This is a genomic window from Natrinema halophilum (assembly GCF_013402815.2).
Classification (GTDB): Archaea; Halobacteriota; Halobacteria; order Halobacteriales; family Natrialbaceae; genus Natrinema; species Natrinema halophilum.
Genome location: NZ_CP058601.1, coordinates 4,058,689 through 4,081,856, shown reverse-complemented (window position 1 = coordinate 4,081,856; position 23,168 = coordinate 4,058,689). Strand labels below are relative to the sequence as shown.

Annotated in this window: 21 protein-coding genes; 8 read left to right on the top strand and 13 right to left on the bottom strand. The window is 61.6% G+C overall.

Annotated features, from left to right (window positions below; genetic code table 11):
- The first annotated feature begins 361 nt into the window (after window positions 1-361).
- On the top strand, window positions 362-595 hold the full coding sequence (locus tag HYG82_RS40365; RefSeq protein ID WP_179263734.1) for a YgaP family membrane protein: 234 nt from the start codon (window positions 362-364) through the stop codon (window positions 593-595).
- A gap of 50 nt (window positions 596-645) precedes the next feature.
- Here the strand turns inward: HYG82_RS40365 and HYG82_RS40360 are convergent, their stop codons facing one another.
- The 5 genes from HYG82_RS40360 to HYG82_RS40340 form a co-directional block, all read right to left on the bottom strand.
- Window positions 646-1,620, bottom strand: coding sequence for an aldo/keto reductase (locus HYG82_RS40360; protein WP_179263732.1), 975 nt, complete (start codon window positions 1,618-1,620; stop codon window positions 646-648).
- 296 nt (window positions 1,621-1,916) lie between these two features.
- Window positions 1,917-3,788 (bottom strand): formate/nitrite transporter family protein, encoded by a 1,872-nt coding sequence (locus HYG82_RS40355; RefSeq protein WP_179263730.1) that lies wholly within the window; start codon window positions 3,786-3,788, stop codon window positions 1,917-1,919.
- A 178-nt stretch (window positions 3,789-3,966) separates the two neighbouring features.
- Entirely contained in the window at window positions 3,967-5,154 is a 1,188-nt protein-coding gene (locus tag HYG82_RS40350) for an ABC transporter permease (protein ID WP_179263728.1), read from the bottom strand.
- Window positions 5,144-7,003: an ABC transporter permease gene (locus HYG82_RS40345; protein ID WP_179264659.1), complete on the bottom strand. Its 1,860-nt coding sequence runs from the start codon at window positions 7,001-7,003 to the stop codon at window positions 5,144-5,146. The genes HYG82_RS40350 and HYG82_RS40345 overlap by 11 nt, the downstream gene beginning before the upstream one ends.
- Before the next feature lie 38 nt (window positions 7,004-7,041).
- Window positions 7,042-7,962, bottom strand: a complete 921-nt coding sequence (locus HYG82_RS40340) for an ABC transporter ATP-binding protein (RefSeq protein ID WP_179263726.1) — start codon at window positions 7,960-7,962, stop codon at window positions 7,042-7,044.
- A gap of 138 nt (window positions 7,963-8,100) precedes the next feature.
- Here HYG82_RS40340 and HYG82_RS40335 point away from each other — a divergent pair, with 138 nt between their 5' ends.
- Window positions 8,101-8,526, top strand: a complete 426-nt coding sequence (locus HYG82_RS40335; protein ID WP_179263724.1) for an SRPBCC family protein — start codon at window positions 8,101-8,103, stop codon at window positions 8,524-8,526.
- 249 nt (window positions 8,527-8,775) lie between these two features.
- Here HYG82_RS40335 and HYG82_RS40330 read toward each other — a convergent pair whose 3' ends face one another.
- A complete protein-coding gene (locus HYG82_RS40330) occupies window positions 8,776-11,829 on the bottom strand; it encodes a PAS domain-containing sensor histidine kinase (protein ID WP_179263722.1) in 3,054 nt (1,017 codons plus the stop codon).
- A 118-nt stretch (window positions 11,830-11,947) separates the two neighbouring features.
- Window positions 11,948-12,172, bottom strand: a complete 225-nt coding sequence (locus HYG82_RS40325; RefSeq protein WP_179263720.1) for a hypothetical protein — start codon at window positions 12,170-12,172, stop codon at window positions 11,948-11,950.
- On the opposite strand from HYG82_RS40325, the gene HYG82_RS40320 reads away from it, so the two are divergent.
- Entirely contained in the window at window positions 12,166-12,516 is a 351-nt protein-coding gene (locus tag HYG82_RS40320; RefSeq protein ID WP_179263718.1) for a winged helix-turn-helix transcriptional regulator, read from the top strand. The genes HYG82_RS40325 and HYG82_RS40320 overlap by 7 nt on opposite strands.
- 94 nt (window positions 12,517-12,610) lie before the next feature.
- Here HYG82_RS40320 and HYG82_RS40315 read toward each other — a convergent pair whose 3' ends face one another.
- The 4 genes from HYG82_RS40315 to HYG82_RS40300 all read right to left on the bottom strand — a co-directional run bounded on the left by HYG82_RS40315 (window position 12,611) and on the right by HYG82_RS40300 (window position 16,059).
- Window positions 12,611-13,768, bottom strand: a complete 1,158-nt coding sequence (locus tag HYG82_RS40315) for a pyridoxal phosphate-dependent aminotransferase (protein ID WP_179263716.1) — start codon at window positions 13,766-13,768, stop codon at window positions 12,611-12,613.
- A gap of 2 nt (window positions 13,769-13,770) precedes the next feature.
- Window positions 13,771-14,256, bottom strand: a complete 486-nt coding sequence (locus tag HYG82_RS40310; RefSeq protein WP_179263714.1) for an Lrp/AsnC family transcriptional regulator — start codon at window positions 14,254-14,256, stop codon at window positions 13,771-13,773.
- Window positions 14,257-14,429: 173 nt separating this feature from the next.
- Window positions 14,430-15,095 (bottom strand): hypothetical protein, encoded by a 666-nt coding sequence (locus tag HYG82_RS40305; protein ID WP_179263712.1) that lies wholly within the window; start codon window positions 15,093-15,095, stop codon window positions 14,430-14,432.
- A gap of 514 nt (window positions 15,096-15,609) precedes the next feature.
- Window positions 15,610-16,059, bottom strand: coding sequence for a pyridoxamine 5'-phosphate oxidase family protein (locus HYG82_RS40300; protein ID WP_179263711.1), 450 nt, complete (start codon window positions 16,057-16,059; stop codon window positions 15,610-15,612).
- A 187-nt stretch (window positions 16,060-16,246) separates the two neighbouring features.
- On the opposite strand from HYG82_RS40300, the gene HYG82_RS40295 reads away from it, so the two are divergent.
- Together HYG82_RS40295 and HYG82_RS40290 are read left to right on the top strand one after the other, a co-directional pair.
- Complete coding sequence (locus tag HYG82_RS40295) at window positions 16,247-16,858, top strand: thioredoxin family protein (protein WP_179263709.1); 612 nt, start codon at window positions 16,247-16,249, stop codon at window positions 16,856-16,858.
- A gap of 78 nt (window positions 16,859-16,936) precedes the next feature.
- The gene (locus HYG82_RS40290) at window positions 16,937-17,725 is read left to right on the top strand and encodes an HpcH/HpaI aldolase family protein (RefSeq protein ID WP_179263707.1); all 789 of its coding nucleotides are present in this window, start codon (window positions 16,937-16,939) and stop codon (window positions 17,723-17,725) included.
- Between the two features lie 20 nt (window positions 17,726-17,745).
- Here HYG82_RS40290 and HYG82_RS40285 read toward each other — a convergent pair whose 3' ends face one another.
- Window positions 17,746-18,846, bottom strand: coding sequence for an NADH:flavin oxidoreductase/NADH oxidase (locus HYG82_RS40285; protein WP_179263705.1), 1,101 nt, complete (start codon window positions 18,844-18,846; stop codon window positions 17,746-17,748).
- A 133-nt stretch (window positions 18,847-18,979) separates the two neighbouring features.
- Here HYG82_RS40285 and HYG82_RS40280 point away from each other — a divergent pair, with 133 nt between their 5' ends.
- From HYG82_RS40280 to HYG82_RS40275, 3 genes are all read left to right on the top strand, one after another.
- Complete coding sequence (locus HYG82_RS40280) at window positions 18,980-19,837, top strand: BtpA/SgcQ family protein (RefSeq protein WP_179263703.1); 858 nt, start codon at window positions 18,980-18,982, stop codon at window positions 19,835-19,837.
- A gap of 393 nt (window positions 19,838-20,230) precedes the next feature.
- A complete protein-coding gene (locus tag HYG82_RS44390) occupies window positions 20,231-20,359 on the top strand; it encodes a hypothetical protein (RefSeq protein ID WP_284145012.1) in 129 nt (42 codons plus the stop codon).
- A gap of 37 nt (window positions 20,360-20,396) precedes the next feature.
- Window positions 20,397-21,728 (top strand): RNA-guided endonuclease InsQ/TnpB family protein, encoded by a 1,332-nt coding sequence (locus HYG82_RS40275; protein ID WP_235217763.1) that lies wholly within the window; start codon window positions 20,397-20,399, stop codon window positions 21,726-21,728.
- Window positions 21,729-21,780: 52 nt separating this feature from the next.
- Here the strand turns inward: HYG82_RS40275 and HYG82_RS40270 are convergent, their stop codons facing one another.
- Window positions 21,781-23,019 carry a tripartite tricarboxylate transporter permease gene (locus tag HYG82_RS40270; protein WP_179263700.1) on the bottom strand — a complete coding sequence of 413 codons (1,239 nt, stop codon included), beginning with the start codon at window positions 23,017-23,019 and terminating at the stop codon, window positions 21,781-21,783.
- Window positions 23,020-23,168: the final 149 nt, after the last annotated feature.

Below are 23,168 nucleotides of genomic sequence, written 5' to 3'. Positions count from 1 at the left end.
ACCCAAAAAACGCTCGCTCCGAATAGACCATCGTCGCCGTCAGGAGCGGGCGAAACGAATGCGAGCAGCGATCAGGAATATCGATGTCCCTACCGCTTTCGCTGGTGCGACCAGCGAGCACTGGTTGGCCGCGAATTCGCGAGCAGGGTGTGCAATGACGTTCAACGACTGCTATAACTCGCGCCGAAGACGAGTGGTTCACGAGAGAAACTGACTCGCGTCGGTCCGAGACGGCCGAGCCGTTTCGAACGACCTCCGGGACCCGATGCCGTCGACCAGCGGACTCGGCCTCGTCGACGGTAAAAATGCACCCGAGAGATTCGGCTGTATTTATTCCCGCTCGTGGTCCGTGCGTTCGAACGTGAACCGAAACGTTGGCGGACTGGACCGAATCGTCAGGGGCGTCCTGGGAACCTGGTTGCTCGTCGTCGCCGCCACAGCGGTGATGTCCGGGCGACGCATCACTGCCGTGACGACGGCAGTCGCGGGAATCGGCTTACTGATAAACGCAGTAACGCAGTTTTGCGGCGGAAACTTCCTACTGGGGATCGATACGACCGAGGGCAATTCCTGTTCTCGAAAACGATGCGAGTAAGCCACACAGTGCAGTAAGGCGATTGTGTGTCAGAGCTGGCCGCGGTAGAGTCAGTCGTGGCCGGACACCGGAACCGGGTCGTACGGCTCCTCGAGATACTTGATATCTGAATCGGACAGCGTGATATCGAGAGCCTCGACTGCCTGTTCTAAGTGTTCGACGCTGGTGGTACCGACGATCGGAGCGTCGACCCAGTCCTTGTGTAGCAGCCACGAGAGCGCGATCTGTGCCATCGTGACGCCCCTGTCGTCGGCCAGTTCGGCGACGCGTTCGTTTATCGTCGCTCCGCCGCCCTCGCGATAGGGATGGTCGTACATGCGCTCTTCCGTCTCGCCGCGGGTCGTCGCGTCGATCTCCTCGTGCGGGCGTGTGAGATAACCTCGGGCCAGCGGCGACCACGGGAGGACGCCGACGTCTTCGTTCTGACAGAGGGGGAGCATTTCACGTTCCTCCTCCCGATACACCAGATTGTAGTGGTTCTGCATCGTGGCGAACCGCTCGAGACCCAGCGAGTCGCTCGTGTGTAACGCGTTCGCGAACTGATAGGCCCACATCGAGGAGGCACCGACGTATCGGACGTGACCCCGCCGGACCGCATCGTCGAGCGCCCGGAGCGTCGTCTCGATCGGCGTCTTGTGATCCAGCCGATGGATCTGGTAGAGGTCGATCGTCTCCATCCCGAGTCGCTCGCGACTAGCGGCCAGTTCCTGTTCGATCGCCTTCCGAGAGAGGCCTCCCGAGTTTGGGTCGCCCTCGCGCATTCGAAAGAACCCCTTCGTTGCGACGACCGACTCCTCTCGGTGACCCTCGAGTGCCTTACCCAGCACACGTTCCGACTCGCCCCTCGAGTACATGTTCGCCGTATCGAAGAAGTTGATCCCGAGATCGATCGCGCGGTCGATGATTTCCCGACTCTCTGCTTCGTCGAGTACCCACTCGCGCCAGTCGCTCGAGCCGAAGCTCATGCAACCCAGGCAGATGCGGCTGACGTTCATTCCGGTCGAACCGAGTGTCGTATACTCCATACTGGCCGTACACAGGCCCCCAAAAAAACGGTACCTGGTGTTCCGGCCGACAGTGCACATGTATTAACCGTCAAATTTTAGGGACAATAGGATGTATATCCGACTGGATATGCCAGACGAACACAACGACCGAGACGCGAAGCGAACCGAGGACAGTGGTATCGTCTCGCGTATCAAGAACGTGTTCAGTCGCGGTTAAGTGCGGCACTATCCGCCGTTTCGTTCGCTACCAATTTTTCGTACCCGTAGTACTGTCAGTTCACGTCCCGAAATTAGCGACCGGACGGGACGGCTCCCTACCAGCGACCGAACAGTCGGTCGAGGACTGAGCGGTCGGTCGGTCGCTCGGCAAGCAAGACTGAACTGTCGACTTCGTTGACAACATCCATGTGAAGCGAGTCTCTCAAGAGTCGTGATAGCACGCCCTCTTCGGTCGCACCGATGAGAACGAGCGGGTGATCCGCTGCCGCGCGGCAAATGGCGCCTTCGACGTCGCCGGAATCGTCGACGGTGATCGTCGCGCCCTCGAGGTCGTGTTCCCCAGCCCATTCGGCGAGGAACTGCTCGCCAGACTCGCGGTCGTCCCGGTTTTCGACGACGTGCAAGAGAGTGACGTCGGCACCGGATTTTACTTGCAGCGTCCGCGCAACTTCAGCACTCAGGTCTGAGTCCGGCCCGCCGGCCGTCGGAAGGAGCACCCGTGACGTGTCCAGATCTCGGTCCTTGAGGATGAGAAAGTCACAGGGGAGGTCGCGGGTCAACTCGTCGATACGACGCTCGGCACGACCGGTGCTCCACGGTCGGTCGCCCCCCCAACCCAGTAGCACGAGATCGGTCTGTTCGCGCTCCGCCGTGGCGAAGACATCCTCGAACGAGCGATGGGAGACGACTGTCGATGTCTCGCAATCGACGTCGTAGGCGTCGGCCCGTTGTCGGACTCCCGCCATCCGTTCGTCGGATTCGGTGACGATCCGTTCCGTCCGCCTGGCGTCGTATCGCATGGACGCTCGGCTGGGAATTTGGACGACGTGGACGGCGTGAACGATCGCGTTCTCGCGACCGCTGGCAAGCGTGCAGGCAAAATCGACGATCGCCGACTCGGTTCGCGGGTTCGAGAGCGGAACGAGGATGCGATATGCGTGATCGTCGCCCGCACGGGTTTCGGCGGTGTCGATCAGTGGAACGTACGAACGACCCACGTAGCCCCCGAGCAGCCACTCCCGAATCGTCAGTTGTCGATCGGCCCCCTCGAAACGGGCCGACTCGAGACGGCGCTCGCTCGTCTGGAAGTAGTTGACGACGGTGACCAACACGATTCCGCCGATCGTATTCCCGAGCAGAACCGGCAGTACGAACTCGGTGATGCCGACGAAAACGGCGAGTTCGCCGGCCAGTACCATATAGACCATCTCGGTAAAGGAGACGACGACGTGAAACAGGTCCCCCAGTGGGATGGCGAGGAAGGCCATGTAAACGGCGACGAATCGCGAAATAGTATCCCGGGACGCGTAGACGATCCAGACGACGCCCGCAACGATCAGACCTGCGAACGCCGCCTTGGAGAACAGCGACCACCACGGCGTCGCGACCCCTTTTTCGGCCAGTTTCAGGGCGGCGGCTGCCGCCTCGTCGTTGAAGACACCGCCCCAGGAGAGGGCAATCGCACCGAGGCCGCCGCCGGTGAAGTTGCCCGCCAGAACGATCGTCCAGTGTCGCAACAACGCGGGGACGCTGGCGAGTCGCTCGAGGGTCAGGGCAACGGGCGGAAGCGTGTTCTCCGTATAGAGCTGGTAGCCGCCGATGATGATGTAGATGAAACCGAGCGGATACAGAAGCGTGCTCAGGATCGGATCGGCGCCGGTCGACGCCGTCAGCGATGCGTAGAGAAGAAACGTGATGGTGATCGCGAAACCGCCGGCGAGGCCGCTAAAGAAGAGTTCGCGACTTCCGGCAGTGATCTCCTCGTCGGCCGCGGCGACGATCCGCTGGAAGATTTCGTCGGAGGAGAACCGATCGCGAACGACCGCACCGACCGCCGGTGCGCCGCTTCTGGAGCGCTCGACTGCCTCTCGGACCGGTTCCTGACCGGTCGAACGGTGATCTTCTCGGTGCTGGTCGGACGAATCGTGTTTCACTCGACGCTGGTCGGGTGGATCGCGATCACTCATCGACGGATAGAGATCATAACGCGTCGGCGCGCTAAGTAGCTGTTATAATATCGCATTACAGTCGCCATCAGCGACAATCCGATTCGAAATTACTTGTATGATCCGATACGATACGAGCAGCCCCGTTCGCGAGCCGCGAGAACGGCCCCAAATTCAACCGCACCACTCGCCCGCCCCCTCAAAGCGAATCAGGGTCGAGCCGACCGATACTCCATCTGACGGCGAGGAACGCGCCAACTGCAAGCAGACAGTACGTGGCAAGCAGACCCCAGGTCGTCCTCGTCGGATTGCCGATCGCGAATTTCGCGACCGTGTTGGCGGGATGTTCGGGAAGAACGGTCGAGACGACCAGCGCACCGACGGTGGCGACTGAATAGACTAACTGGGCCTGCCGCCGGTCCGGAGCGACCAGTGCGACTGCGACCCCGACGGTAACGACTAGCAGTGCCAGTGTGGCCACCAGTACGACCAGTGCAGCAGGCACCGCGATCGAGGTACCGTTGATCGTCAGCAGGAGGAACCAGGCGATCGCCTGTACGGGTGCGAGCGCGGCCATCGTCAACAACTTCGCGTCGACAACGTCGGCGAGCGAAAGCGGCGCGACCCGAAGGAGTTCGAGGGTGCCCCGCTGGCGCTCCTCGATCAGCGAGTCGACGACGATCGACCCGCTGATGAACACCGGAAGGAAACACAACAGCGGAAGCAAAACGGTGTACGTAAAGCCGACGTACGGACTCGCTCCGACTTCGGCAGGAACCGGCAACGGTGCCCGCTCGAGCCGACCGGCCTCGGCGTTTCGTTCGCGTTCGACGCGCTCGACGTGCTCCAGCGTATCGCGGAGTTGCACGACGAGGAGCGTCGTCCGGATTCCTTCTTCGGGTGCGGTGACCCTGACGCTGAGTCGGCCGTCGTCGTTTCTGTGCGCATCGAGGACGGCGGATACCCCGCCGGCTTCGAAGCTCTCGTAGGCGGCCCCGCGGTCCCCGTAGTGCTCGGCGGTGATTCCGTCCCGTTCGTTTGCGACCGCGAGCAGGGTGTCGGCGTCCTCACCGGTAACGGCAACTGCTGTTTGATAGTTATTGACCGCGCCGGGATCGTACAACGAGACGAGGCCGACGACCAGAAACGAGGAGAACGCCGCGATGAACAACTGGATCGCTAGCGCGAGAATGATCGTCTTCTCGGAACGCAGCGAGCCAAGTTCGCGCCGAGCGACGGCCCAGCGCGCCCGCCAGGAACCCGATTCGGTACCGCCGTCCGAGCGCGCCGGCGGGTTCGGACCTCGGTGACTCGAGTTATCGGAATCGGTGTCGCTACGGAGCCGGTTTGGCTCATCAGGCCGGTCGCGAACGTCTTCACGCGACAAAGAGGACCACCCCCAGATTGTAGGCCGCGTGAACCAGCGTCGCGACGAGCAAACCCGCGGCGTACCCCGTCCGCCCGCGAATCGCTCCGAGCGCCGAGATAACGGCCGTCACGACGTGCAAGGCGAGGGGCGCGAGTAATACCGCGAGGGCGACGAGGGGATCGCTCGAGACTGGAGGGCCGAATGCTGCTGTGCCGACCGGTAATTCGCGTAAGCCGACGAATTGGACGACGTGGGTGAGTTTCTCGCCGACGAAAAAGCCCCCGCCGGAAAGTGCGCCGACTACTGCGGCAGTCCGGAGCGTCGCGTCGAATCTCGATCGCGCGAAGCCAGCGTAGACGTGAATGCTCTTTGCGAATTCCTCGACGGTTGCAGCCACGACGATGATCAGAGGCACCGCGATAAACCGCGGGACGACGAACAGTAAGGCGACGGCGAGCAGTTGACTCGCGAAGACGAACGGGATAAAAAGAATCGATAGCAACGGAATACTCCGACGGCCGTGGATACGGCTCGCGATCGCGTCGACGACCTTCGTCGGAATCGGCTTCTGTGTGAACATGTCTTCCTCGCGGTACACGCCGACACCGATGAGGAAACAGACGGCTGCACTGAGGTAGAAAGGCGCGGTCGAAAACAGATATTCGCCGATCCGGACCGATTCGTCCTGAAGGTCCATTACGACCAGCGTCAACGGCGATATCAGCGCGATGGAGTGGACGTCGGTAAAGACCGCCGGAATGAACGTATACGTCGTCAACGAGACGCTGATCGTCACCGTCACGAACGTGAGTTCCTTGAACGAGCGTGCGAGCATCGCACCGACGAACATCGAGGCCAGAAAGAGCAACGCGATCGGAAGCACCGCTGCGACGGCGAGTGGTCCGCCGCCGATCGCGATCGCAATCGCCACCACGATGCCGACGAGCCCGCACAGATATGGCAGGGTCTTCCCAGCGACGATCTCGTGTCGTGACGCCGGAGAGACCAGCAACAGTTCACCCCGCCGATTGATCCGCTCGTCCATGATCGTGCTTCCGTATGCCTGTATGACGAAGTTCATTGGAACGACGAACAGGAACGCAAGCACGAGCGACTCGAACGGAAATGGCGGTGCGATCGTCCCGGGCGTCCCCGGTGCCGTCCCCGTCGTCGAGCTGCCACCGACGCCGGGAACCTGAAGCCGACCGTCCGAGTCGTCACCGTCGAGTGCGCCTTTGCCGTCACGTCCGGTCTCGCTTCCGTCACCGGCGGTTCCGTCCGAGCGACTCGTGGTTCCATCCCCGGCACTGTCCGCCCCGCCGTTGCTTTCGCTCCCCCCACTGGAAACCGTCGCCCCGTCCAGATCCCGATCCTGGTATTCGAGCGAGACGAGGACGGGATAGGCTGCGTCCCGATCGGATTCCTCGTTCATCAGCTTCGCGTTGTAGGCCTCGACTGCCCCGCGAAACTCGTCGGCAGCGGCCTTGCCGTTATCTCCCACGGGCTCGAGCCGGCCGTTTCGACTGACTACTACGTCGACGGTCGAACCCGCGTCGGCATCGGTATCGATCGTCTCGAGCGGGACCGGCCGGAACTGCTCGCTGTAAACGGCGGCATCGTAATACCGGCTGTCACCGTCGACGCCGACGACGTAAATCTCCTGTTCCAATCCGAGTCCCGCGTCGGCGGCCGAGAATCCCGCGGTCCCGACGACGAAGACGATCACGACGAGTGCGACCGCCGTCTTCCGATCGACGGTGCCGGCGCTTCTGGACACCTCCCAGCGGGCAATGCGAGCCGTACGTGAGCTGACGCCGCCGATGTAGGCACTGATCGAGCGCACCGGACTGTCTCGGACTGGGCCCATCCCGGCCGACTCGGGATCGATACTGTCACCGTCCTCGGTCACGCCTCGGCCTCCGTGTCCGGTTCGCGTGCCACCTCGAGGAAGATTTCCTCGAGGCTCGGCGTCTTCGTCTGGATGTCGGTCACGCGGCCGCCCGCTTCCTCGACGGCTTCCCGTATCTGGTCGACGGCGGTTATATCGCCGACCACGTGGCGAACCCTGCCGTTTTCACGAGTCACGTCGATCAGCCTCGCCGTCGCTTCGAGACCGTCACTCCCGTCGACCGTCGCAGAAACGTGGTACTCGGTTCCGCCGTGGGCGTCCCTGATCGCCTCGAGCGTCCCGCGGGCGACGATCCGGCCGTCGTTCATGATGACGATCCGATCGCAGATGCTCTCGACGTGAAAGAGGTTGTGCGCGCTGAAGACGATCGTCTTTCCCTCGTCGCTCAGTTCGCGGGTGAACTCGATGATGTAGTTGGTCGTCAACGGATCCAGTCCCGACGCCGGTTCGTCGAAGATCAGAACGTCTGGATCGTTTACCAGCGCTCGCGCGATGGCGACCTTCCGTTGCATCCCCTTCGACATGTTCCCGATCTGCCTGTCGCGGTGCTCGAGGTCGAGTCGATCCAGCAAGTCGTGGATTCGCTCGCGGGCGACGTCGCCGGGAACGTCGTACAGGTCGGCGAAGAACTCGAGGTAGTCGACCGCGGTCATTTCCTCGTACAGCGGCGACTCTTCGGGGAGAAAGCCGAGCCGACGCTGCATCGCAGGCTCCCCCGGGGTGTGGCCTGCGACGACGGCCGTGCCCGCGGAGGGTTCGATCAACCCTGCCAGCATCTTCAGCGTCGTCGTCTTCCCAGCGCCGTTCGGCCCGACGACGCCGAAAACCTCTCCGCGCTCGATCGTAAAGGAGTTCCCCTCGACGGCGACGAAGCCGTCGTACTCCTTCCGAAAGCCATCCACTTCGAGTATCGCCATTGGATAGCGCGACCGAGGGAGCCACTCCAGTAAAAGCTAGCGGCCACTGATAGTCACTGTATTGACATCGCCGTGTCGACCGTCTCGCCAGCACCCCAGTCCAAATCCCCATGGTGACGGGCCGCGTAGGATCTCCTGATGACTCGAGTCCGGACTACGCAAACGCCGGACGGTCGCCGCCTCGAGGTCTCAACCGTTCTGTCCGCCCCCGCAGCCGACGCCTGGGATGCAATCGTCGATACGAGGCGATGGCAGGAGTGGTCACCGATCGTTCTCGGCGTCGAGACGACCGACCGCCGAATTCGAACCGGGACCACCGGTCGGGTGAGACTCCCCGGCGTCTGGGTCCCGTTTCGGATCACCTCCTGTACGGACCGACGGTGGACCTGGCGCGTTTCGGGGATTCCGGCCGCCGCCCACCGCGTCGACGACCTCCGCGACGGCCGCTGCCGGATCGCGTTCGAACTCCCGATCCACCAGTCAGGATACGCACCCATCAGTTTGCGGTCCCTCGAGCGCCTCGAGGCATTGCTCGAGAGCGAAGAGACGGGCCGAGAGCGATGAGACGGACCGAGAGCGAAGAGACGGACCGAGAGCGAAGAGACGGATCGAGAGCGAAGAGACGGATCGAGAGCGAAGAGACGGATCGAGAGCGATGCGGCGAGCGTTCGTGACCAGTGAGAACTGCGCCGACGGTGGTCGGATCTAACGCATCCCTTCGTTACTCGTACCTCTCCTCAGACCGTCTGAAGGGGAACCGTTGTGGGGACGAAGAGTGCCGAAGCGAATCCGGGTATGCCCTGGACAGTTCCCTCACGTGTCGGCGGGCAGCGTAAACGAGAACGTCGCACCGTCGCCCGGTTCCGTGTCGACCCAGATCTCACCGCCGTGACGATCGACGATGCGTCGGCAGAGCGCGAGTCCGATGCCGGTACCGGGATGTTCCTCGTGCGTATGCAGCCGCTGAAACACCTCGAAAATACGATCCGTGTCGTCCGAATCGATTCCGACTCCCTCGTCGCGGACCGAGACGATCCAGTCGGTGCCGTCCCGCTCGGCGGTGACGTCGATCCGCGGTGGTTCATCGCCGCTGTATTCGATCGCATTTCGCAGGAGGTTCTGAAAGACCTGACGCAACTGGCTGACGTCGCCCGCCACTCGAGGAAGGGAACCTGACGAGATGTAAGCGTCGCTTTCGTCGATTCGCATCTGCAGATCCTCCCGGACGTCGTCGAGCACGGCGTCTAAATCGACCGGTTCGAACGGATCACCGCGCGTGTCGACACGCGAGTACGTAAGCAGTGCATCGATCATCTCGCGCATCCGTTCGGCTCCGTCGACGGCATAGTCGAGAAATTCCTGGCCGTCCTCGTCGAACGTGTCACCGTATCGCGTCTCGAGCAACTGCAGATAGCTCGTAATCATACGAAGCGGCTCTTGTAAGTCGTGGGAAGCGGCGTAAGCAAATTGCTCGAGTCGGCGGTTCGACTCTTTGAGTTCGGTCTCCAGACGTTTTCGCTCGCTGATGTCGGAGAGTATTCCCTCGAGGGCGACGACGGTCTCATCGTCGTCGAAGAGACGGCGGCCGTACGATCGAACCCACTTGCGTTCGCCGTCGTCGGTTTCGATCCGATAACTGAGCGAATAGGTATCGCGGTCGCCCGTTGGTTGCTGGACGTCCTCCCACACCTCGTCGCGATCCGCTTCCAGCATGATGTCGTCACCGTAGGATACCTCCCCCGTTTCCAGAGCCTCCGATGTGTACCCGGTGATCTCACGGCAAGCATCGCTGACGAATTCCATTGGCCAGCCTCGTTCGTTGCGACAGCGATAGACCATTCCCGGAACGTTTTCCATCAGCGTCGACAGCTGGCGTTCGCGTTCCTCGAGGGCCTGTTCGTAATCCCGACGTTCGGTGATGTCTGTGAGCGTAACGACCGCACGGCTCACATCGCCGCGTCCGTCTCGGACCGGCATTCCGTGCTCCATGATGATTCGCCGTTCGTCGTCGAACGTCTCGATTTGGTAGACGTTCGGGTCCGTCACTTCCTCGCCTTCGAGCACCTGCGCCATCGTCCAGTCTCTCGGTCCGACCAGGTCACCGGAGTCCGCCCACACCGCGGAATACTTTTCGTACTCCTCTACCGATTCCGCATCGAAGACGTCGCCGCCCCAGATTTCCCTGGCGGTGTCGTTCGCTCTGCGCAGTGAGCCGTCCGCGTTCGCGACGACGACGCCAACGGGGAGCACTCGAAACAGCGTCTCGAGTTCCCGCGACTGTTTCTCGAGTTCGAGTTCGGCTCGCTTTCGCTCCGTGATGTCGGTAAGCGCCCCGGGGAATCGCTCGGCGTTGCCATCGTCGTCACACTCGACGTGTCCGCGTGCGATGACCCACCGGGGCTCGTCGTTTGCGTTCCAGACTCGATACTCGGATTCGTATTCCCCACAGGTTTCGAGGGCCGCTTCGATCTGGTCTTCGACACGGGTGCGGTCGTCCTCGTGGATCGACGTCAGCAATCGTTCGATTGGGACCCCGTTGCGTGCCGCGTCCGGATCGATGTCGAACGTTCGAGCAAAGGAGGCCCCGGTGACGAACGAATTCTCCGGTATGTGCCACTCCCAGGTACTGACCGCGCCGGCTTCGGTCGCGGCTTCGAGTTGCGCCTTCGCCTCCTCCAGATAGCGTTCACGTTCCGTCCGTTCGGTGACATCTCGGACCACACCCACTGTACGAACCGGGTCCTCCTCGCCGTCGAAATGAAATTCTCCCCTGGCCGCGATCGTCCGTTGCTCGCCGTCTGCTCGGATGATTCGACACTCGACATCCCACGTCCCCGTCTCGAATGCATCCTCGAAGCTCCGTTCTACGTTCTCGCGGTCGTCCGGATGGACGTGATCGAGAAAGGCCTCGAAGCTCCAGTCCTCCCGCGGTTCCTCGTAGCCGAAAATGCGGTCGTGTTCGGGCGACCGGACCGGCGATTCCTCGGTTTCCAGGTCGAGTTCCCACGTCCCCATCTCCCCGGCCTCGAGTGCGAGACGTAACCGCTCTTCGCTTTCTTGCAAGTCTCGAAACATCCCCTCACGTTCGAATTCGCGTTCCTTGCGCTCAGTAACGTCTCGAAAATACGCCGACACGCCGGTCCGGGAGGGATAGATGGTCGCCTTGACCCAGAAGTCGAGTGGAGCGTAGTAGAGTTCGTAACTCTGGGACTCTTGCGTTTCCATCGCCGAATCGAAGGCGTGCCTCACAACGTCGATTTCGGCAGCCTCAGGGAACTGCTCCCACAGATTCTCTCCGAGGAGTTCGTCCTCGGTCGACTCGAGCAGTTCCTCGGCCCGTTCGTTGACGTGCGTGAACCGAAACTCCTCGTCGAGGGCGTAGAAGCCGTCGGTTATCCGTCCGAGAATTTCTTCGAGTTCTATATCGACGTCTCGTTTCCCGGTCACGTCTTCGAAAACGAAAACGGCGCCGTCGAATTCGTCGTTCCCGGTCCACCGCGGTGCCCCGTTGACCGACAGCCAGACGCGCTCCCCGGATGGACGGCGAAGACCAATCGTCTGGTCGTATATCGGCTTCTTCCGCTCGAAAATTCGATCGAACGGGGTATCGTTCGCCTCGAGTCGCTCGCCGTTTCGGTCAAGGAGGTGCCAGCGCGAATCGTCGGATGAGGAACCGACAAGCGCTTCTCGAGGTCTCCCGAGGATATCCTCGGCTCGCTCGTTTACGTCCGTCAGATCACCGTCTGTGTCGGCGATCGCGATTCCGTCATCGATAGCGGATAGCAGTGCGCGACATCGCCGGTGGGCATCGGAATCGCCTGCACCCGCCAATAGTTCCAAGTCGGTGTCCCCGACTCGATCGCTCATACAAGTCAAACGTCATCGACTTGTATAAGGACCGGGTCGGACGTCTCATGTGGCCCGGTGACGTGATAGTTTGCCATGGTGAACTGCGAGCGGGTTCGGAGCCATCGGTCCCGAAGGATCACTCGAGAGACCTGCAGTCGATCACCAGCGCCTCGTGGGGCCGTGAGTCGCCGGTGAGTCGATCGCCGACGATCGTTCCGGTTGCGAGAATGCCGTCGAATCGCCCTGACTGTAACTCGGAGTCCGGGGCGACCGGCCGGAGATAACATCCTGTTATCTGGTTCTGATACGAACTACTAAACCCGTCCGCAACGTAGCCGTCGACAGCACGTCCCGATGTCATCTCCACAAACAAAATCCCGCGACGGAAGCGCGGATGCCTGTCCTGTCATCGCCTCCCTCGAGCAGATCGGGTCCCGGTGGCGACTCGCAGTCCTTCACGAACTGCTAGACGGTGAGCAACGATTCAACGAACTCAAACGATCGACCGGCGCGAACGCGCGCACCCTCTCGCGCGTCCTCGACGATCTCGGCGAGATGGGATTCGTCGAACGTCGCATCGAAGAGGACGCCCCTATCGCCACCTTCTACAGCCTCACCGACAAGGGCGAATCGCTCGCACCGGTCTTCGACGAAATCGAGTGTTGGGCCACCACCTGGCTCGAAGAAGAAGCACTCGAGTCCTGAGACGACTCCTTGAGAAGACGACTATTGGCATCGGACAATCGATCATGGCGCCAGCGTCGGCGGTGCCGGCGACGAAAACGAAGACGAAGACGGTTCAGTTCCGGTTCCCAACGAACGCCTCGATCCGGTTTAACGCGTTTCGAAGGTCCTCGAGGCCGGTCGCGTACGAGATCCGCAGGTGACCTGCGCCGCCCTCGCCGAAGACGTCGCCCGGAACGACGGCGACGCCCTGTTCCCGAAGGACTTCCTCGGCGAATTCTTCCGCTGTAAAGCCCTCAGGCACCTCGGGGAAGCAGTAGAACGCCCCTTTCGCCTCGAAGACGTCCATTCCGATCTCTCGGAACCGCGAGAGGACGAACCGTCGACGACGGTCGTACTGGTCTACCATCTCCTGAACATCGCTCGCACAGGAGTCAAGCGCTTCGATCGCGGCGTACTGTGCCGTCGTCGGAGCCGAGAGCATCGTGTACTGGTGAATCTTGTTCATCGCACCGATGGCGTCGGCAGGTCCGAGTGCGTACCCGAGTCGAAGGCCGGTCATCGCGTGGGCCTTCGAGAAGCCGTTGAAAACGATGGTCCGTTCGCGCATCCCATCGAAACTCGCGATCGAGGTATGGTCGCCGTCGTACGTTAGCTCCGCGTAAATTTCGTCCGAGAGCACCATCAGATCGTGCTCGCAGGCGAACTCGGCTATTGGCTCGAGGTCGTCGGCGGGCATGATCGCACCCGTCGGATTGTTCGGATAGCAGAGGACCAGCACGTCCGCTTCGGCCGCACCGGCCTGCTCTAAGCCCTCGACGGTAAGCCGAAAGTCGTCTTCCTCTCTCGTCGGGACCGGCAATACGTCTCCGCCGGCGAAGATCACGCCGGGTTCGTACGAAATGTACGACGGCTGAGCGATCGCAACCGTGTCACCGGGGTCGACGAACGCTCGGAAGGCGAGATCGACGGCTTCGCTCGCACCGGCGGTGACGAGGATTTCCTCGTCGGGAGCGTATCCCAGGTCGAATCGGTCGGCGACGTAATCGGCGATCGCCTCGCGGAGTTCGCGCTTGCCCCTGTTCGCCGTGTAGGAGGTTTTTCCTTGCTCGAGCGACGTTATCGCGGCGTCGCGGGCCGCCCACGGCGTCGCGAAGTCCGGTTCCCCGACGCCCAGTGAGATGACTTCGTCGCGTTCTTCGGCGATCTCGAAGAACCGTCGGATTCCCGACGGCGGAACCGCTTGCACGCGGTCTGACAGTTCGAACGTCATGGTCAGGGTGAGAACGAGAGCCGATCGTCGTCTTCCCCGTCGCCCAGTTCGATCCCGTTTTCCTTGTACGAGGTCATGACGTAATGGGTGACCGTCTGAGTGATCTCGGGGACGGGAGCGACCTTTTCGCTAATAAACTGGGACACCTCGCGGATAGAGTCCCCCTCGACTTCCATGTCGAAGTCGTAGTCGCCGCTGACCAGGCGCAGGGCTTTCACCTGCGGGAACCGCGCAAGGCGCTCTGCGATGTCGTCGTAGCCCGTTTCGCGGTCGAGACGGACGTTCAACTCGACTTCGGCCCGGACGCGCTCGTCTTCGAGTCGGTCCCAGTCGACGACTGCCTGATAGCCACGGACGAGGCCTGCTGCCTCGAGTTCCTCGATGGCTGCCTCGACCTCTCGTTCCTCGAGGTCGGTCATTCGCGCGATATCTGCAGCGGAGTATCGCGCGTTCTCACGAAGCAACTCGAGCACCTCGCGTTCGCTCATACCGCTTGGAAGCGCGAGCGCGAGTAAAGTTCTAACGTTCTTGTATCGGTCTCGCGTAAGCGACAGAGTCCCGCCAGAGCGAGCAACGATTGCCCGCGTAACAAAGACCCGGCGACGCATCGATACGGGAACCGAAGAGTCCGAACCGAGTTCGACGGTCCTGCGTCGGCAACTTATCGATAGTTCTTGAACAGCAGCGCCCGCACGTCGTCTTTCGTCTGGACCTGGTCGGTCGATCCGTCGGGGAGTTCGACGGCGTACCGGTAGTCCGCGGAATCCGACTCCTCCCACTTGTCGTCGTAGGTCTCGAGCAGGCTCATCATCTCGTCTAACATATCGTCGTCGTCGGCTGAGCCGTCGTCGTTGGAAGTGCCGGTATCGTCGTCGGCCGAGCCGTCGTCGTCGGAAGTGCCGGTATCGTCGCCGTCAGCATCGCTCGTTGCCTCCTCGTCGTCTGCACTGCCGCCATCTTCGGCTGAACCGTCCGCCTCTGAATCATCCGAGCCGTCCGATTCTGACTCGCGGTCGTCAGGGTTCTCGTCCGGTGTTCTGTCAGTGTTGACCGACTCGTCTTCGATGTAGGACACCTCCTCGAATTCGTCTGGATCGGCGTCGTCGTCGATGGCAGCGACGACGGACGCGGACACGTCATCCGTCGCCGAGGAATCGAAGTCTCCGTCGGCGGCAACCTCGACGTCTTCGTCGAGATTGTCTATCAGAAACTGGACGGCGTCCTGTTCGCGAACGAATCCGTACTTGCCGACGACCGATTCCGAAATCTCCTCTCGGAGGTGCTGGATGAACGCGTACTGTTCGTCGGTGACCTCGAGTGTTTGCATACCCCGTCGATTATGCCGAGGGTACAAATATGTGAGTCGTGCCTGCTCGTCCCTACTTGGGTCAGTTAGTGAGCCGATGATGCAATCGTTCGGGGCTGAAACTGCGGTTTCGGAATAGTTTCGCTCACATTGTTCGCGAAATGATTTTCGTTCATCTCGATCGATTGCGGACGGAAAGTCCCACGGGCCGCTGGCGGCCGAACACCGCCGATACTACAGGGCTTCGGACGGTAACCCTTCCCGAATATGGACGACGTTCTCGAACTCGTCGACGCAGTCGCCGACTCGGAACTCGAGGGTGCGTTCGTGTAGCTCATCCGGTTAGTGGGCGTACTCGCGATCCTTGCTGGCTCGGCCTGTGGCTGGCGACCGACATGGGATTGCTCGTCGTTCCACTACTCCTGAACGCCGGGGGGTTCGCCCTCATAGTCGTCCCCGGTATACTGCTTGCGATCGCAGAATTAGGCGGTTGAGATCGGGTCGAGCAATCGCCAGACTGGAGGGCGATTCTCGGTCACGAGCGAGACGGCACTTCCTTTCGTCCCGACAACATTTCGGGATCGAGGCTGAAGAACCGAAACGTCACCTCCTCTCGAGGCCGCTCGAAGATGTCGACTCTCGGAATCTGAATGGCCCACATTCCCTGAATCGTCGCGGATTCGTACGGTTTGTCCTCGAGGTCCTCCAGCGTGCCAGTTGCGATGACGCTTTGCCACCCACGGTCCGTCTCGTCGTAGGTGACGAAGGAAACGGGTTTTTCGACTAGCTCCCCCTTTCTACTATCCCGGGGAAACGACAGCTGGTAATAAAACAGCTGTTCATCCTGATTGAATCCATACGACACCGGTATCGAGACCGGTGGATCACTTGGATCCTGTGCAAACGAGATCACTCCCGTTCCACCCCGTCCGAGGAACTCGGCCATCTCTTCGTCTGTCATCTGGAGCCAGCGAAGCCCTTGCATAGTCCAATTGACGAGGCGAAAAGGGATAATACGTTGTTACAACCATCCGAACAGTCGGATCGAATCGTACTCGAACCGGGGCAGAGCGGCGAATTCCACGGGATCTGATCCCCGATTCTGGCGTTCGACTCGAGCGGGCAGTCGTGGCGAACGTGACGATTAAGGACGAACGAATGGTATCTTCGGTATGGTCACGATGGAATCAGACTCGGAACTCGAAGCCGGCGATACCCCACCCGACTTCGAACTCGAGGGTGTTGACGGAGATACCTATTCGCTCGAATCGTTCGCGGACGCCGAAGCGCTGTTACTCGTCTTTACGTGCAACCATTGTCCGTACGCGCAGGCGAAGTTCGATCTGTTGAACGAACTTGCCACAGAGTACGACGACGTAGCGGTCGTCGGTATCAACCCAAACGACGCCGAAGCATATCCCGAGGATTCGTTCGAAATGATGCAGGAATTCGTCTCTGAGGGGAAAGTAGACTACGACGCCTACCTGCGCGACGACAGCCAGGACGTGGCCCGCGCGTACGGTGCGGTCTGTACGCCGGACCCGTTCCTCTTCGAACGGCGGACGTCGCAACGCGACCCAGAGGGTCGAGCAACGGAGTCGGGTGACGCAGACGGGGAGTTCCGGCTGGTTTATCAGGGTCGACTCGACGACGCCCTCAATCCGGACGACGAGCCGACCCGGTATCACATCCGCGAAGCGATCGAAGCCGTCCTCGCGGGAGAGGACGTCGGCCTCGAGTGGCAGCCGTCTCGCGGGTGTTCGATCAAATGGAAAGACACGTAAGACGCCCTCGAGTCGAAGAACGTCACCGGTAGCGACGGACGGACACGCGGTTTTAGTGGTAGCCGTGGTACGCAGGGCATGGGTCACAGTCCACGAGGGAACGCGATCCGCGAGTCGCTCGAGGCCGGCGAGGTTTCACTCGGCATCCTCGATACCACGTACAGTCCGACCGTCGTCGAACTCTACGCCACGATGGGCGTCGATTTCGTCTGGATCGACCTCGAACACGGCGGGCCGAGCCCGTGGGATGCCGGTCGACTGGAGGAACTTCTCCGTGCAGTGGACAGCACTACCACCGAATTGCTGGTGCGCGTCCCGGACAGCGATCCGACGGTGGTCCGGAAGGCACTCGACGTCGGCGTTCGGAACGTGTTCCTTCCGCGGGTCGGCAGCGCCGAGGAACTCCGGGCCGCGGTACGAGCCGGTCGGTTCGAGTACGAGGGGGAACCGGGACGGCGCGGTATGGCGTCCCCACGAGCGGGCCGCTGGGGTCTGAGCGACGACTACGTGACGAGCGAAGACGAGTCAGTCGTCGTCGGCGTCACCGTCGAGACCAGAGACGCACTCGACGACCTCGACGCGATTCTCGAGGTGTCAGAACTCGGATTCGTCTTCATCGGGCCGCTCGACCTTTCGGTTTCGCTGGGCCATCCAGGCGAGTTCGACCATCCTGAGGTCGAGGAAGCTGTCGAAACGATTCGATCGGCCGCCGTCGACGCGGACGTCCCCGTCGGCGGGCTCGGATTCGGTATGGACGACGTCAACGAGAAGGCCGAAAACGGCTACCAACTACTGAACATCGGCACGACGACGGGCGCACTTCAGTCGTCCGTCGACGAGTGGCTGGCCGAATACGACGAAGCGTAACTGATCCGAGAACCAGTGGATTACCTGGGGACGGCTCGTCGATACTGAACCGGCCATCGTTCGGTGACGGTATCGGAATCGCCCTCGAGGTCACCCGCTGCGCGCAGGCCGAAATACGGGTCCCGGAGGAACTCCCGACCGACCAGGACGAGGTCGGCTCGCCCGTTTCGAACCAGCGCATCTGCCTGTTCGGGTTCAGTGACGCCGCCGACCGCGCCGACCGCGACGTCGGCTCCATCGCGAACACGTTCGGCCAGCGGAACCTGAAAGTTCGGACCTCCCGAGATCGCTTGTTCCGGGTGAATACCGCCGGAACTGACGTCGACCAGATCGACCCCCAGTCCGGCAAGGTCGTCGGCCAGCCGCACCGACTGGTCGATGTCCCACGACTCGCGATCGTTTAGCCCGTCGGTCCCCGAGATGCGGACGAAGACCGGTTGGTCGTTCGGCCATACCTCGCGAACGGCCGTGACGACGTCACGGAGCAATCGCGTTCGGTTCTCGAAGCTGCCGCCGTAGTCGTCGGCGCGGCGATTCGTGACCGGCGAAAGAAACTCGTGGAACAAGTACCCGTGGGCCGCGTGAACCTCGGCGATTTCGAACCCGGCGGCAAGCGAGCGCTCGGCCGCGTCCCGGTAGGCGTCTATCACGTTCTGGATGTCGTCTCCATCGGCCTTCCGCATCGCCGGGCGGTCCCCGTCGAACGGCGGGTACGCCTCGGGCGACGGCGAGAGGACCTCCCAGCCGCCGTTATCGGGCTGAATCGGAACATTTCCTTCCCACGGCCGCTTCTTGCTGGCCTTGTGGCCGGCGTGGGCAAGTTGGATCCCCGGGACCGCGCCCTGGTTGCGAACGAAATCGGTAATCGGCTCGAGCGCGGCCGCGTGGTCGTCACTCCAGATCCCCAGATCCGAGGGCGTGATTCGACCGATCGGATCGACGGCGGTCGCTTCGGTCATCACGATACCGGCACCGCCGACGGCGCGACTCCCGAGGTGGACACGATGCCACTCGGTCGGAAGCCCGTCCGGTGCGCACGAGTACTGACACATCGGCGAAACGGCGATTCGATTCGGACTCGTCACGCCTCGCAGCGATAACGGAGAAAGCGCATCAGGCATCGATCGGACGTAGCGACGGCGGGGAGAAAACGACTCAGGATGGAGCAGCGATTGCCGACTCGAGGTTTCAGTCGAAACCGTTCTCGACCCCGAGTGCCATCCAACTTATTCCGATCGCGCACTCAGAAGCGGCATGGTCAGGGATACGACCATCCTCGAGCGCTTCGATGCGGACCATCCCGTCGTCGGTATGGTTCACCTCCCGGCACTGCCCGGCGCGCCGGCTTTCGACGGCGACCGCGACGCCGTCCGAACCCGTGCGCTCGAGGATGCTCGTCGCCTCGAAGCCGGCGGCATCGACGGACTCATCGTCGAGAACTTCGGCGATGCGCCGTTCTATCCGGAGGACGTGCCGAAACACGTCGTCGCAGAAATGACGGCTCTCGCGTCGACGCTGACCGACGCTGTCGACGTGCCCGTCGGGATCAACGTGTTGCGCAACGACGCCGCGGCAGCGATTTCGATAGCCGCAGCCGCCGATGCCGCGTTCGTCCGCATCAACGTCCACGTCGGTACCGCCGCGACCGATCAAGGGCTCCTCGAGGGGCGGGCCCACGAGACGCTTCGACTTCGAGACCGGCTCGAGGCAGACGTCGGACTCCTCGCGGACGTTCACGTCAAACACGCGAGTCCGATCGGCGAGCGTGACATCGACCGTGCAGCCCTCGAAACGATCGAGCGCGGGCGGGCGGACGGCGTGATCGTCTCAGGACCGGAGACGGGCGTCGAGACCCCGCTCGCGGAAATCGAACGCGTCTCGGAAGCGCTCGCCGACCGAGGACACAAACGCGCTCCTGTATTCGTCGGCAGTGGCGTAACCAGCGACACTGCAAATAACTGCCTCGAGGCCGGTGCGGACGGCATCATCGTCGGAACAGCGCTCAAAATGGATGACGAGGCGGCGAATCCGATCTCCGCAGAGCGCGTCGCAGATCTCGTGGCGACGGTTCAAGATTCGATCAACGGAGATTCGAGTCCCGAACTCGAGTGACTGGTGTGCTAATGAGGGTACGTAAGATGAGTTGTGTGGGACCGGGCGTGATCGGTCGATACGAGTGTCGAACGAAGGCTACCTGTAACAGCGAGAGAGTCCTGCCCTTCCCGTGAGGGACGAGTGTTCCGACGTTCTGTCGGAACCGAGGACCGAACAGGGCGGGCGTGAATCGCGGTAACTCCTGTGTGAAACCACCGCGTTACTGCTGATCTGGAGTCTCCAACGTGTCAAGTCCTGTTTCTAGCACCTCGATATACGCTTCATCGAGCGACTGGTCGGTTGCTTCGGCGTAGTCTTTCACCCGTCCGTGGAGTCCATACGAAATATCTATTGCTGGTCGCATTGTCTCACAAGACTTATTTGACGCGAAGACGTGATAACGATTGTGGTATGAAGCGTACCAACACGTTCACCGTGCGACCACTCTCCGACAGTGGAGAGCAACTGCTACGGGATCTGTTGGACGCTTCCGCCGCTCTCTGGAACCAGGTCAACTATCAGCGCCTCATGCGGTACTGAGCGGAGCAACGCTCCGCGATGTCCGCAAATCTACGATTTGCTTGATAACGACGAGGACGGCTTTGAGGGCGATGTGTGGGACGCCGACACCGGCAGCCTCGAAGGCAAGTACAAAGGTGTTCTTGGTGCGTCCACTGCCCAACAGGTGATACGAAAGAACAGCGAAGCGTGGCGCGGGTTCTTCCGGCTGAAAGACCAGTATCACGACGAGTCGAACACGTCCATCACGGACCACCCGGAACCGCCGGGATTCCGTGGTAACGAGGACGATGGGCGACAACTCAAAACCGTCATTCGCAACACGTCGTACACCGTCGAATGGGGCGACCGCTCCCGACTTGAGATACTGGTTGGGAGTGAGTTGAAAGACCGATACGACCACACCGGGCGTCTCCGCTTGGAGATCGCTGGCGACCCGACTTGGCCCGACTACGAGAAACAGGGCCGGTTGGACCTGTGGGACGACGAGACTGATTGCACGTTCAGGGCTTCGCAACCCGTGACTGTTTCTGACGATGCACGGGCAACTCCACTGGCCGCAGAGACGGCCGCTCTGGACATTGGTGCGAACAATCTCGTCGCCTGTACCACGACGACCGGCGAGCAATACCTGTACGAGGGCCGTGAGTTGTTCCAGCGGTTCCGCGAGACGACGCGAGAAATCGCCCGGTTGCAGTCGAAACTCGAAGAAGGCCAATACAGCAGCGGGCGTATCCGGCGACTGTATCGGAAGCGAACCCGTCGCCGCGACCACGCTCAAGAAGCGTTGTGTCGTGACCTGCTGGAACGACTGTACGAGGAGGGCGTGGACACAGTGTATATCGGTGGCCTGACCGACGTGCTGGACACGCACTGGTCGGTCGAGACCAACGCCAAGACCCACAACTTCTGGTCGTTCAAGAAATTCACCGAGCGACTGGTCTGTACCGCCGAGGAATACGGTATCTCGGTCGAAGTCCGGTCGGAAGCGTGGACCAGCCAAGAGTGCCCGCAGTGTGGCGGCACAGACCGACCGACACGGCATCAGGACACGCTCACCTGTCCGTGTGGGTTTGAGGGGCACGCCGATCTCACAGCGTCAGAAACGTTCCTGAAGCGGCACACAGAACAGGCAGTCAGGCCGATGGCACGGCCCGTGTCCTCGGAAATCAAAGAGTTCCGGGATGTCGTCAGAAATCAGTCGATTTCTGACTGCAAGCGGGATCTTCGATCCCGCAATGCCGAAAACGCGCAGCGTTTTCGAGCACGATTCGAGTGGGACGACCACGACTGGTCGGGGACACCACACCCCCACGAACGTCCCAAAGAACAGCGCACAGACCCGAGTACCGTCCACCATGACGGGAATGTTGCCTCCGGCGAGTCGTAGACCGGCTGGGACTTCCACGGAGGAAACCCCGGCGTTCACGCCGGGGAGGATGTCATAAACCGAATAGCAGCGGTCCGATGAGAACGCCCATCAGGTGAATGCGACGGGCGTGCAATCGAACCGGTACGAGTCCGACGGCGGTCGCTGCAACGAAGATTGCGATGCCGATCGGACCGGAAAAGAGGAACGAAAGGCCGAGCAATACAGCGAGAACAGCGGCCGAAATCTTCCAGTACGCCAGTCGGCCGACGAGGTCGAGATACGCGTCCCCGATGACGATCACGAGGACAAAACCGACTACTCCCGATATAACGACGCCCGCGACCAATATCGGCAGCTCGAGTGGCGCGTTCACCCGTTGGAAGGCGACCATGACGCCTGTTCGAGGCTGGTCGATTGCAACCAGTGCGAAGAGCGCGAAGATCGTATTTGCAGTGTCAACGCCGCTCGTCGCGACGATGTAGCCTCGGTCGCTGGCCCGTTCTGGAACGACGGTCAGGACCGCGACAGCAGCGGTTGCTGCTGTGATACCGGGCAAATAACCGACTGCAGCACCGGCGAGCGTGCCGGCTACCGCTGTAAGTCCGACGAGGCCTCGCGACATCGCGACGTCGTGGCCGGTCTGGCGAGGGATGCCGTTCCCACGGATCGCCTCGATCAACACTGGTGCACCGAACAGGCCAGCGAACAACGGGGCGAGCGTACCACCCGCCTCGAGGGGCGCATCCGTCGAGAGATCGAGCGCGAATGCACCGAGGGTGGCCGCGAGCGTAAAGGACAGAACCCCACCGAATCGCCGACGCCTCGTACGCTCCGATGCGATCAACGCGACGACGACCGTCGCGAGGAGAAGCGAGAGGTGGGATCGAATTGTCGGATACACGGACGTTATAGCCCACGTTACGGGTACAGCAAGCGGAACCGCTGCGAGAACGGCGAGAAGGCTACCGAGTGCGGAGAGACGGATCGCCTCGTAGCCTCGCCCGGCGAGAACCAATCGATGACCCGGCAGCGCTGTGACGGCCATCTCTGCGTCGGGGACGCCAAGGGCCATCGCAGGAACAGCGTTGAGAAAGGTATGAACGACGCCTGCCGAGAGCATCGCGCAACCGACGAACAGCGGTGGGCCGGGAACCGACGGTGCGATCCCCGCCAGCAAAAGTGCGAAATTGTTCGCGTGAAGCCCAGGCACGAGGCCACTACAGCTACCGAGTAGCGATCCGGCGAGGATCCACGCGAGCAACTGCATAGTCACCGACGGCTGGGAGACGAACTCGACTGAAGCGGCCATCGGCCCTTCTGGCCGCCCACTGGTTTATAGGCCCTCGGACTCAGAGGGGCGAGACTCGTCGTGTCATGCGCCAACCGATCGAACTATCGGCTCGATGGAGGCATCGGTCACCGTCCGACGCAATAAAAATCGACAGTGTTTGTTCGTCG